Genomic DNA, 12,186 nt, shown 5'->3' with positions numbered 1-12,186 from the left:
CGTGCTCACACAGATTGTCTGATAGAAAGTAACGAGCAGAAATACCTTTATAGGCTTGTAGCTCAGGTGGTTAGAGCGCACCCCTGATAAGGGTGAGGTCGGTGGTTCAAGTCCACTCAGGCCTACCACTTCTTGTAAGTGGAAAAGGTACTGCACGTGACTGTATGGGGCTATAGCTCAGCTGGGAGAGCGCCTGCCTTGCACGCAGGAGGTCAGCGGTTCGATCCCGCTTAGCTCCACCATATAGTCCGGTATTTCAATACTTCAGAGTATATTGGCGACAGTATGCTGCGAAGTATTTTGCTCTTTAACAATCTGGAACAAGCTGAAAATTGAAACATGACGGCTGAAATTTATCCCTCCGTAGATGTACTGGGATGAAGAGTAACCTGTCATAGAGTCTCTCAAATGTTTGCAGCGCGAACGATGGAAACATCTTCGGGTTGTGAGGTTAAGTGACTAAGCGTACACGGTGGATGCCTAGGCAGTCAGAGGCGATGAAGGGCGTGCTAATCTGCGAAAAGCGTCGGTAAGGTGATATGAACCGTTACAACCGGCGATACCCGAATGGGGAAACCCAGTGTGTTTCGACACACTATCATGTCATGAATACATAGTGGCATGAGGCGAACCGGGGGAACTGAAACATCTAAGTACCCCGAGGAAAAGAAATCAACCGAGATTCCCCCAGTAGCGGCGAGCGAACGGGGAGGAGCCCAGAACCTGAATCGGCTTGTGTGTTAGTGGAAGCGTCTGGAAAGTCGCGCAGCAAAGGGTGATAGCCCCGTACACTAAAATGCACAGGTCGTGAGTTCGATGAGTAGGGCGGGACACGTGACATCCTGTCTGAATATGGGGGGACCATCCTCCAAGGCTAAATACTCCTGACTGACCGATAGTGAACCAGTACCGTGAGGGAAAGGCGAAAAGAACCCCGGCGAGGGGAGTGAAATAGAACCTGAAACCGTGTACGTACAAGCAGTGGGAGCACCTTCGTGGTGTGACTGCGTACCTTTTGTATAATGGGTCAGCGACTTATATTTTGTAGCAAGGTTAACCGTATAGGGGAGCCGTAGGGAAACCGAGTCTTAACTGGGCGATTAGTTGCAAGGTATAGACCCGAAACCCGGTGATCTAGCCATGGGCAGGTTGAAGGTTGGGTAACACTAACTGGAGGACCGAACCGACTAATGTTGAAAAATTAGCGGATGACTTGTGGCTGGGGGTGAAAGGCCAATCAAACCGGGAGATAGCTGGTTCTCCCCGAAAGCTATTTAGGTAGCGCCTCGTGAACTCATCTTCGGGGGTAGAGCACTGTTTCGGCTAGGGGGCCATCCCGGCTTACCAAACCGATGCAAACTCCGAATACCGAAGAATGTTATCACGGGAGACACACGGCGGGTGCTAACGTCCGTCGTGAAGAGGGAAACAACCCAGACCGCCAGCTAAGGTCCCAAAGTCATGGTTAAGTGGGAAACGATGTGGGAAGGCATAGACAGCCAGGATGTTGGCTTAGAAGCAGCCATCATTTAAAGAAAGCGTAATAGCTCACTGGTCGAGTCGGCCTGCGCGGAAGATGTAACGGGGCTAAACCATGCACCGAAGCTGCGGCAGCGACGCTTAGGCGTTGTTGGGTAGGGGAGCGTTCTGTAAGCCGTTGAAGGTGGCCTGTGAGGGTTGCTGGAGGTATCAGAAGTGCGAATGCTGACATAAGTAACGATAAAGCGGGTGAAAAGCCCGCTCGCCGGAAGACCAAGGGTTCCTGTCCAACGTTAATCGGGGCAGGGTGAGTCGACCCCTAAGGCGAGGCTGAAAAGCGTAGTCGATGGGAAACAGGTTAATATTCCTGTACTTGGTGTTACTGCGAAGGGGGGACGGAGAAGGCTAGGCTGGCCGGGCGACGGTTGTCCCGGTTTAAGCGTGTAGGGGGTGTGACCTGGTAAATCCGGTTGCATATCAACCCTGAGGCGTGATGACGATGCACTACGGTGCAGAAGTAGTTGATGCCCTGCTTCCAGGAAAATCCTCTAAGCTCCAGGTAACATTAAATCGTACCCCAAACCGACACAGGTGGTCAGGTAGAGAATACCAAGGCGCTTGAGAGAACTCGGGTGAAGGAACTAGGCAAAATGGTGCCGTAACTTCGGGAGAAGGCACGCTGGCATGTAGGTGAAGTCCCTTGCGGATGGAGCTGAAGCCAGTCGAAGATACCAGCTGGCTGCAACTGTTTAATAAAAACACAGCACTGTGCAAACACGAAAGTGGACGTATACGGTGTGACGCCTGCCCGGTGCTGGAAGGTTAATTGATGGGGTCAGCCGCAAGGCGAAGCTCTTGATCGAAGCCCCAGTAAACGGCGGCCGTAACTATAACGGTCCTAAGGTAGCGAAATTCCTTGTCGGGTAAGTTCCGACCTGCACGAATGGCGTAATGATGGCCAGGCTGTCTCCACCCGAGACTCAGTGAAATTGAACTCGCTGTGAAGATGCAGTGTACCCGCGGCAAGACGGAAAGACCCCGTGAACCTTTACTATAGCTTGACACTGAACATTGAGCCTTGATGTGTAGGATAGGTGGGAGGCTTTGAAGCGTGGACGCCAGTCTGCGTGGAGCCATCCTTGAAATACCACCCTTTAATGTTTGATGTTCTAACTCGGCCCCATAATCTGGGGTGAGGACAGTGTCTGGTGGGTAGTTTGACTGGGGCGGTCTCCTCCCAAAGAGTAACGGAGGAGCACGAAGGTTAGCTAATCACGGTCGGACATCGTGAGGTTAGTGCAAAGGCATAAGCTAGCTTGACTGCGAGAGTGACGGCTCGAGCAGGTACGAAAGTAGGTCTTAGTGATCCGGTGGTTCTGAATGGAAGGGCCATCGCTCAACGGATAAAAGGTACTCCGGGGATAACAGGCTGATACCGCCCAAGAGTTCATATCGACGGCGGTGTTTGGCACCTCGATGTCGGCTCATCACATCCTGGGGCTGAAGTAGGTCCCAAGGGTATGGCTGTTCGCCATTTAAAGTGGTACGCGAGCTGGGTTTAGAACGTCGTGAGACAGTTCGGTCCCTATCTGCCGTGGGCGTTGGAAGATTGAGAGGGGTTGCTCCTAGTACGAGAGGACCGGAGTGAACGCACCACTGGTGTTCGGGTTGTCATGCCAATGGCATTGCCCGGTAGCTAAGTGCGGAAAAGATAAGCGCTGAAAGCATCTAAGCGCGAAACTTGCCTCAAGATGAGTCTTCCCTGGGCCTTCAAGGCCCCTGAAGGAACGTTTAAGACTAAGACGTTGATAGGCTGGGTGTGTAAGTGCAGCGATGCATTGAGCTAACCAGTACTAATGATCCGTGAGGCTTAACCTTACAACACCGAAGGTGTTTTTAGAGAGACAAAATCGTCAGGAACGATTTTGAACAACGCGGAGCGTTGGCCCCGAAGGGGTGAGTATCAGGATGATACGAATAATTTTCAGCGACGTTCCAAGATTGGTTCTGATGGCTTCACGGAAGTGAGGCGGTTGGAATGAAACAGAATTTGCCTGGCGGCAATAGCGCGGTGGTCCCACCTGACCCCATGCCGAACTCAGAAGTGAAACGCCGTAGCGCCGATGGTAGTGTGGGGTCTCCCCATGCGAGAGTAGGACACTGCCAGGCATCAAACAAAGCAAAAAGCCTCATGCGAAAGCATGGGGCTTTTTGTTTTGTCTGTTATCTGGCGTTCTGCTTGAGCATGGGCATGCGAAAGGCCCGTCGGGAACGGGCCTTAACGCCGCGTGCGGCGGCCCCGGAGGGGAGAGTCTCAGGATGAGACGAATTGTGTAGGACACTGCCAGGCATCAAATAAAGCCGAAAGCCCTGAACTGACGTTCAGGGCTTTTTGCTATGCGTAAAATGGAAAATCCCCGTTGTAATCCGCTTCAGCTTTCATCGTACTGTTTAATATTCATCACAAAACCAACGCATTGTTTCTCTGAATGTCAGATATTCTTCGTCCGCTATTAAGTTTGGCTGTTAACTTATAAATAACAATAAAGTAACAACCAGGGCGGCAGGAAGCCAAATTTCATCATTGTTATGGCTCGGAGAATACATCATGACAGAAACAACCTCGGCTCTTGGGGATGAGCACGGCGTCGAACAGGGGGCGCTGGATAACAAGAAACGCATTTTCGCTATCGTCGGGGCTTCATCAGGCAATCTAGTGGAGTGGTTTGATTTTTACGTTTACTCCTTTTGTTCCATTTACTTTGCCGCCTCGTTCTTCCCTGCGGGCAACAGCACCACGCAGCTGCTGCAAACCGCCGGGGTATTCGCCGCCGGCTTCTTTATGCGGCCGATTGGCGGTTGGCTATTCGGTTATATTGCCGACAAGCATGGTCGAAAAAATTCCATGCTGCTTTCGGTCTGTATGATGTGCGCCGGATCGCTGGTGATCGCCTGCCTGCCGACGTATGAATCGATCGGCAGCTGGGCGCCGGCGTTGCTGCTGATCGCCCGCCTGTTCCAGGGGCTGTCGGTAGGGGGAGAATACGGCACCAGCGCGACCTATATGAGCGAGGTGGCGATCAAGGGGCGACGCGGCTTTTACGCCTCGTTCCAGTACGTGACGCTGATCGGCGGGCAACTGTTGGCGCTGCTGGTCCTGGTGATCCTGCAGCAGATATTGCCCGCCGAAGAGCTGAAAGCCTGGGGATGGCGCATTCCGTTTGCCCTGGGTGCCGTGTTGGCGGTAGTTGCGCTGTACCTGCGCCGTTCGCTGAATGAAACCTCCGATGCGAAGACGCGTAACCACAAAGATGCCGGTTCGCTGACGGGGCTGTGGAAAAATCGCAAGGCGTTCCTGATGGTGCTGGGCTTTACCGCCGCCGGTTCGCTGACCTTCTACACCTTCACCACCTACATGCAGAAATATCTGGTGAATACCGCCGGTATGGACGCCAAGCTGGCCAGCGCCATCATGACCGTCGCGCTGTTCGTCTTTATGCTGCTGCAGCCTGCGGTAGGCGCGTTTTCGGACAAAATCGGCCGTCGCAGCTCGATGTTGATCTTCTCGGCCTTTGCCACGGTGTTGACGGTGCCGATCCTGTTCGCTCTGAAAGAGGTGAGTAATCCTTATATGGCGTTTGGCCTGATCGTGCTGGCGCTGTTCATCATCAGTTTTTACACCGCGATCAGCGGGCTGCTTAAAGCCGAAATGTTCCCGCCGGAGGTACGTGCTTTAGGGGTGGGCTTGTCTTATGCGGTGGCGAACGCCATGTTCGGCGGCTCGGCGGAATATGTCGCGCTGTCGCTTAAATCGTTTGGCGTGGAGAACGCTTTCTTCTGGTATGTCTCCGGCATGTGCCTGCTGGCGCTGCTGGTCTCGCTCCGGTTGCATCGCAAAGGCAAGGAGATACAGCTGTAATAAAAACCCCGGCCTTGGCCGGGGTCAGCATACCGCTTACAGGATACGGCTGATCAGCCGATCGATGCGGATACGGCGCAGACGCCGAATCAGCTTACGCACCTTGATCGGATACTGCTGAATGCTTTGCAGTTCCTGATAATGGCCGACTACAGTGGTATGAGTACGGATGCATTCCAGCTCTTTCTGCCGTTGCTCGCGCAGCTCTTGCTTGGGATCGTGGATCAGAATGGCGTTTTCCAGATCCAGCCGCCAGGCGCGCGGGTTGAGGTTATTGCCGGTAATCAGCTGCCACTCTTCGTCTACCCACATGCCTTTCAGGTGATAGCTGTTATCGCCATCCTTCCACAAACGCACGATCAGTTGGCCGGTGTCGATGTAACGCTGCAACCGGCTCAGGAAGCGGCGCAGGTTGATCTCATACAGGTAGGGCAGCGCGCCGATGATTTTGAACGGCTGGTCTTCCGGAATATAGAAATCGTTGGCGGTTTTATCGCCGACGATGATTTCCACCTGCTTGCCCTGTCGCAGCAGATAAATGATGTTGCGCACCAGCAGCGCCGGCAGGTTGAAATAGGGAGTGCACAGCGTCAGTTTCTGGTCGGTGCATGACATCAGGTGATGAATGGTTTTATTCAGCACGCTTTGTTTGCCTAGCCCAACCATTGGCGTCACCGCCAGCTCATCGTTGCCGGCTTTGCCGCGGAAGTGGTAACCGGCGCGGCGCAGGGCGAAACGGAACAGACGGGTTTCGTTTTTGATCTCCGGGCTTTTCGGTCGATCGCTGCGATCCAGGCGTTGTACGGCGCCGGCGGTGAGCAGATGCTGTTTGATGTAATCGATCAGAGTATCGGCCAGCACGCCGTTGGTGATCAACTGGTAGCGATCGTAACGGTATTTCTCATGCTGATGCAGATAGACGTCGTTGATGCTGGCGCCGCTGTAGATAACGGTATCGTCGACCACAAAGCCCTTCAGATGCAATACGCCCAGCGCTTCGCGGGTATTGACCGGCACGCCGTAGATTGGTACTGATTGCTCCGGATGCTGGCTGGCCATGGCGCAGTACCAGTCGGCGTTGGTATTGGCGGCGGCGGCGCCGATGCGCCCGCGCTGTGCGCGGTGCCAGTCGACCAGCACGCAGATTTTCAGCTCGGGCCGCCGCTGTTTGGCTTGATACAGCGCGTTGAGGATCTCACGCCCGGCGTCGTCATGCTCCAGATACAGAGCCACCAGATAGATACGTTGGGTGGCGTTGGCGATGGAATCCAGCAGCGTGGCGCGAAAGTCGGACGGCGCGTACAGAGTACGAACATCAGCAACCGTCTGGGGGAGTTTGGGCAGTTGTGCAAGGTGTTGTTGATGTTTGCTACGTTTAAATTTTGACAACATCACAGTGCGCTTCTTCTCTCATGATTGATGGCTGGAACGCCACAGACTTAAAAACAATAAACCGAATAATCGGGCGATAATACCATTAGTTGCCTCGATTGTGCGTATGTTTTGGCGTTAAGTGGTGGATTCGTAGCGCATTGCGACGCAGGTCACTGCGCGTCGTCGGCCTGCAGCGGCAGCGTCAGATTGACGATGCCGTCCTCAAGCTGCACCTCGATGCCAAAGCCCAACCGCTGCGCCAGCGCGATCATGCCGCGGTTATTCGGCATGGTGATGCCGCTCAGGCGGGTCAGGCCATGCGCGCGCGCATAGGCGATCATTTTCTCCAGCAGCTGGCGGCCGAGCCCCACGCCTTTCAGGTCGGAACGCACCAGCACGGCGAACTCGGCATCGGTGTTGTCCGGATCGGACAGCGCGCGGGTCACGCCGATAATCTCGTCTGCCCGCACCGCCACAAAGGCCATTTCCCGATCGTAGTCGATCTGCGTCATGTTGGCCAAATCGTCATGGGTAAACTCGTTGATCTCGCTGAAGTAGCGGTAATAGAGATCTTCCTTGGTCACCCGGTCGATGAAATGCTTCAGTGCCGGCTCGTCTTCCGGCAGGATCGGGCGGAACAGGCATTGGCTGCCGTCTTTCAGCGCGATGGTCTCTTCCAGCTCATGCGGATAAGGGCGAATCGCCAGCCGCGCCTGCGGATCGCCGCTGAACGGTGCGAGCTGCATCGAAACGTCCAGCAGGGTGAACTCGCTGCCGGAAGCCAGCACCGGATGAATATCCAGTCGGGCGATCTCAGGGCAGTCAAGGATCAGGTTGGAAACCTGCACCAGCAAGCGGCTCAGCCCGGGGATATCTAAAGGCCGCAGTGCGCTGCGCCCGCGGATCTTGCCGCCTTTCACCGCCTGCAGCACCAGATAACGCGCCAGCGCCATGTTCAACGGCGGCAGCGCGACCGCCACCTGATTTTCCTGGCGCCACTCTACGCCGCCTTCACCCAGCATGATCAACGGGCCGAAAATGGCATCCTGCTCTACCGCGATGCGCAGCTCCTGGGCGCCGGCGCGGTTGGCCATGCTCTGCACCAACAGGCCGTGGATGCGCGCCTGAGGATAGGTACGCTTCACGCGGTCGAGGATCGCCTCCGCCGCGCGTTGCACTTCGGTCGCGGTGCGCAGGTAAAGCATCACGCCCTGAACTTCCGATTTGTGCGGGATATCCGGCGAGCGCAGCTTCAGCGCCACCGGGTAGCCGATCTGCTCGGCGATGTGCACCGCTTCGGCGCTGTCTTCGGCGATCCAGGTCGGCAGGGTGCTCAGATCGTAGGCCTGCAGAATGGATTGCACCTCGTGGGTATCCAACTGGGTGGCGCCTTCGGCCAGCGCCTGATGAATCAGGCGGTGGGCATCGGCGGTATTGGCGGTCAGGCCGACCGGCAGCGCGGGCGTCTCCTTCAGCTGCTTCTGGTTGCGGCGGTATTCCACCATATGCATAAAGGCGGTGACCGCGCCTTCCGGCGTGCGGTAAGTCGGAATGGCGGCTTCGGTAAACAGCCGGCGTGCCTCTTGCGAAGAGTATTCGCCGCACCAGTTGGTCAGCAGCGTGATGCGCTTGCCGCGCGCATGGCGATGCAGCGCGTCGATCAGCCGCTGCGCCGTGGCGGTGCCGGGCGCAGCCGCGCTCGGCGCGTGGATCAGCAGCAGCGCGTCATAGTCGTGGCTGTCGAGCAGCGCTCCGAGAGCCGCCAGATAACGCTGCGGCGTGGCGTCGTCGCGCAGGTCGAGCGGGTTGCCGGCGCGAATGAAGTCCGGCAGCGCGTCGCTCAGCGTCGCCAGGCTCTCCTCGCTCAGCGTCGCCAGCTTGCCGTTGCGGCCGAGCAGTTCGTCCAAGGCCATCGCCGCCGGCGCCGCCCCGTTGCTGACGATCATCAGCCTTTCGCCGCGCAGCGGATGCATATGGCTGAGGGTTTCCACCGCCGAGAACAGCTCATGGGTATCCTGGACGCGCAGCAGGCCGGCGCGTTGGATGGCGGCGTCATAGGCGGCGTCCAGCCCCAGCTGGCTGTTGAGCAGCAATTGTGCCTGCTGGCTGCGGCCGCTTTTGATCACCAGAATGGGCTTGTTGCGCGAGGCGCTGCGCGAGGCGGAGAGAAAGCGCCGCGCATCGCTGATGTTTTCCAGATACAGCAGGATGGCGCTGGTCTTGCTGTCGCGCGCCAAAAAGTCGAGCAGGTCGTCGACGTCGATATCCAGGCTGTCGCCCAGCGCGATGAAATAGGAGAAGCCGACTTCGCGCTGCTGCGCCCAGTCGAGAATGGTGTTGGCGACGGCGGCGGACTGCGAGATAAACGCCAGCTTGCCCTTTTGGATCGGCACCGGCGAGAAGCTGGCGTTGATGCCTTGCCACGGCGCCAGCAGCCCCAGACTGTTGGGGCCCAGCAGCCGCATGGCGTAACGCTGCGCGCAGGCTTTGAGCTCGGCGAACTGTTCCGGCGGCGAAGAGAGCACGATGGCGGTTTTGCAGCCACGTTGGCCCAGCGCTTCAATCAGCGCCAGATTACGGCTGGCGTGGGTGCAGATGATCGCCAGATCCGGCGTCAGCGGCAGGCTGGCGACGTCGGGATAGGCCATGACGCCGCATACCGCCTTGTAGCGCGGTGTCACCGGCAAGATGGGCCCGCCGAAACCGCCGGCCAGCAGGTTGCTCATCATCAGGTTGCCGGCGCGGCCCGGCTGCTGCGAAGCGCCCAGCACGGCGATCGATTTGGGACGTAGTAGCGCTTCTAACCCTCGCTGGCTCATGCACGGCTCCTTTTGGCAACGTTACGCCTGATTTTAGGCGCTTTATGGCTACATTGCTGTGACCGGTGCCTCCGGTCGGGTCGGTTTTCCCGCCAGATACTGTTGACGGAAATAGCGGAAATGCTGATTCAATCCGTCGGCGGCCGGCATATCGCCCGCCTGTTGCAGCAGGGCGGCGGCCACTTCCGCCGTGCAGTGTTGCTCGGCGCGGCTGGCTTCGCGCAGCTGGTAGGCCGATGCGGCGTCGACGTTGAGTGAAAACACCGGGAATTGATTGAGATACGGGCTTTTACGGAACATTTTGCGCGCTTCCGCCCAGGTGCCGTCCAGCATGATGAACAGCGGCGGTTTGCCGCCGACGGGCAGTTCGCTGAACACCGGCCGCTCGGCGTCGGCGTAGGACGCGGGGAACACCACGTAAGGCTGCCGTGTCGGATCGTTGATGGCCGCCAGCAGGGCGGGATCGACCTCGGTACGCGACCAGAGGAACGCCTGGGTGTCCGGCAGGATATCGGCGATCAGGCGCCCGGTGTTGCTGGGCTTGAGCGGCTCGGCGCCGAACATGATCAGGCAGAAACGGCTGCCGGCCTGCTGCGGGCGAATGGTGTCGCACAGGCAGTTCTTATGCGGCAGCAGGCACCCCTGACAACGCGCCACTCGGCAACCGCGCGCCAGAAAGGGGCGGGTGGCGCGGTCTAAACGGAATTGGCGCAGGCGAAGTACGGCGTTGTCGGTCATAACGATCCTGGGGAAAAACCGCTATTGTAACGCAGAAAAAAGCCCGCCGGGAGGGGCGGGCTCGATCGGGGCGCGTTCGCGCGCGATGGCGGGATACGGCCTATACTTGCCGAATCACACTAACTCGTTGAGCCAGTTGTCAAACGGCGCCTTCGGCATCGCGCCGTTGAGCATGTCGACCATCTTGCCCTGACGGAACACCATGATGGTCGGGATGCTGCGGATGCGGAAACGGGCGCTCAGTTCCGGCTCGGCTTCGGTGTTCACTTTCACGAAGCGCACTTTGCCGGCGCGCTCTTCGGCCACGTCTTCAAAGATCGGCGCAAAGCTGCGGCACGGGCCGCACCACGGCGCCCAAAAATCGACCACGACCGGCAGATCGTCCTGCAGCAACTGGTCCAGCGTGGCGGCGGTGGCGTTGATCACTTCACCGTCGAAGAGCTCATGGCCGCAGCGGCCGCATTTCGCGTTGTCCGCCAGACGTTCTTCCGGCACACGGTTGGTGGCATTGCAAGCTGCACAAACTGTATTCATGTTGACCTCGGGTACTGAGAAAGCCGGGTCCCCGCAACGCGGTTGCGGAGATGTTTCTTTAATGCTGACGATTATCGGCAAAACCCGGCGCATGAACAATGAGGTTTGTTCAATGGATGTGATAGTTGGGAGCTTTTAGCGCAAGTTGGTGGCTTCATGCACCAACATCAGGTAATCTTCGCGCCCTGCGCGTTGGTGGAGAAGACAATGAACGATTCATTTAGTGGCAAGAACGGTAAGGTCAAAGTGATGTACGTCCGCAGCGACGACGACAACGGCGACGACCGCAACAAGAATAAACGTCCGGCCGGCAAAGGCCGTCCGGCTGACGGTGCGCGCTCGGGCCGCACCGGTCAAGACAAGGCGCGCGGCGGCAATGACCGTCGCGGAGCCGATTCCCGCCGCAGTGAAAGCGATCGTCCTCGCCGTCCGGCGCGCTCTGAAGATCGCGGCGGCAACGAGTCGCCGTGGAGAACCGTGTCGCGCGCGCCGAGTGAAGAGCCGGCGTTCGATCACGGCGGCATCAGCGGCAAAAGCTTTATCGATCCGGAACAGCTGCGCCGCCAGCGCGCGGAAGAAACCCGCGTTTACGGTGAGAACGCCTGTCAGGCGCTGTTCGCCAGCCGTCCGGAAGCGATCGTGCGCGCCTGGTTCGTGCAGTCGGTCACGCCGCGCTTCCGTGAAGCGCTGCGCTGGATGGCGGCTAACCGCAAAGCCTACCACGTGGTGGATGAGGAAGAGCTGGCCAAGGCTTCCGGCACCGAGCACCACGGCGGCGTCTGCTTCCTGATCAAAAAGCGTCAGGGCCTGGATGCGCAGACCTACCTGAAAACTGCGCCGGCGACCGACTGCGTATTGGCGCTGGAAGAAGTCGGCAACCCGCATAACCTGGGCGCCATCGTCCGTTCGTGCGCCCACTTCGGCGTCAACGGCGTGCTGCTGCAGGATCCGGCGTTGCTGGAATCCGGCGCGGCGGTGCGTACCGCAGAAGGCGGCGCGGAGCACATCAAGGCGATCAACGCCGATGATTTCCTGTCGGTGCTGGATACCTTCCGCAAGGCGGGTTACACCATCGTCACCACCTCCAGCCACAAAGGCACCGCGCTGGCGCAGGCCAAGCTGCCGGCCAAGATGGTGCTGGTGCTGGGCCAGGAGCGCGACGGCCTCAGCGACAGCGCCTGGCAGCAGGGCGATATGAACGTGTCTATCGGCGGCACCGGCAAGGTAGAAAGCCTGAACGTTTCCGTGGCGACCGGCATTCTGCTGGCAGACTGGTGGCGTCAGAATCAGGCGTGATTTTCATTACGTCGAATAAAAAAACGG

6 protein-coding genes, 2 tRNA genes and 2 rRNA genes are annotated in these 12,186 nt (G+C 58.0%); 6 read left to right on the top strand and 4 right to left on the bottom strand.

All coding sequences use genetic code 11. The features are described from left to right. Positions 1-51 precede the first annotated feature (51 nt). From ACMGG9_RS18455 to ACMGG9_RS18435, 5 genes are all read left to right on the top strand, one after another. A tRNA-Ile gene (locus ACMGG9_RS18455) sits at positions 52-128 on the top strand. A 38-nt stretch (positions 129-166) separates the two neighbouring features. Continuing rightward, a tRNA-Ala gene (locus tag ACMGG9_RS18450) sits at positions 167-242 on the top strand. A gap of 207 nt (positions 243-449) precedes the next feature. Further along, positions 450-3,357 (top strand): 23S ribosomal RNA (locus tag ACMGG9_RS18445). 175 nt (positions 3,358-3,532) lie between these two features. Further along, positions 3,533-3,648, top strand: a 5S ribosomal RNA gene (gene rrf / locus ACMGG9_RS18440). Positions 3,649-4,087: 439 nt separating this feature from the next. Next, positions 4,088-5,398, top strand: a complete 1,311-nt coding sequence (locus tag ACMGG9_RS18435) for an MFS family transporter (protein WP_033644171.1) — start codon at positions 4,088-4,090, stop codon at positions 5,396-5,398. A gap of 36 nt (positions 5,399-5,434) precedes the next feature. Here the strand turns inward: ACMGG9_RS18435 and pssA are convergent, their stop codons facing one another. The 4 genes from pssA to trxC all read right to left on the bottom strand — a co-directional run bounded on the left by pssA (position 5,435) and on the right by trxC (position 10,863). Next, the gene (pssA, locus tag ACMGG9_RS18430; protein WP_414161619.1) at positions 5,435-6,790 is read right to left on the bottom strand and encodes a CDP-diacylglycerol--serine O-phosphatidyltransferase; all 1,356 of its coding nucleotides are present in this window, start codon (positions 6,788-6,790) and stop codon (positions 5,435-5,437) included. Positions 6,791-6,942: 152 nt separating this feature from the next. Beyond that, positions 6,943-9,591, bottom strand: coding sequence for a GNAT family N-acetyltransferase (locus tag ACMGG9_RS18425; protein ID WP_414161618.1), 2,649 nt, complete (start codon positions 9,589-9,591; stop codon positions 6,943-6,945). Positions 9,592-9,639: 48 nt separating this feature from the next. Further along, positions 9,640-10,329 carry a tRNA-uridine aminocarboxypropyltransferase gene (locus ACMGG9_RS18420; RefSeq protein ID WP_047573925.1) on the bottom strand — a complete coding sequence of 230 codons (690 nt, stop codon included), beginning with the start codon at positions 10,327-10,329 and terminating at the stop codon, positions 9,640-9,642. Positions 10,330-10,443: 114 nt separating this feature from the next. Further along, positions 10,444-10,863 (bottom strand): thioredoxin TrxC, encoded by a 420-nt coding sequence (trxC, locus tag ACMGG9_RS18415; protein WP_004928868.1) that lies wholly within the window; start codon positions 10,861-10,863, stop codon positions 10,444-10,446. A 207-nt stretch (positions 10,864-11,070) separates the two neighbouring features. Between trxC and ACMGG9_RS18410 the strand changes: the two genes are divergently transcribed. Next, positions 11,071-12,159 (top strand): tRNA/rRNA methyltransferase, encoded by a 1,089-nt coding sequence (locus tag ACMGG9_RS18410; protein ID WP_033644167.1) that lies wholly within the window; start codon positions 11,071-11,073, stop codon positions 12,157-12,159. Positions 12,160-12,186 lie beyond the last annotated feature (27 nt).

Origin of the sequence: Serratia sp. BNK-10 (assembly GCF_047456065.1) — a bacterium.
Lineage (GTDB): Bacteria > Pseudomonadota > Gammaproteobacteria > Enterobacterales > Enterobacteriaceae > Serratia > Serratia ureilytica.
This window is presented reverse-complemented; position numbering and strand designations above follow the sequence as displayed.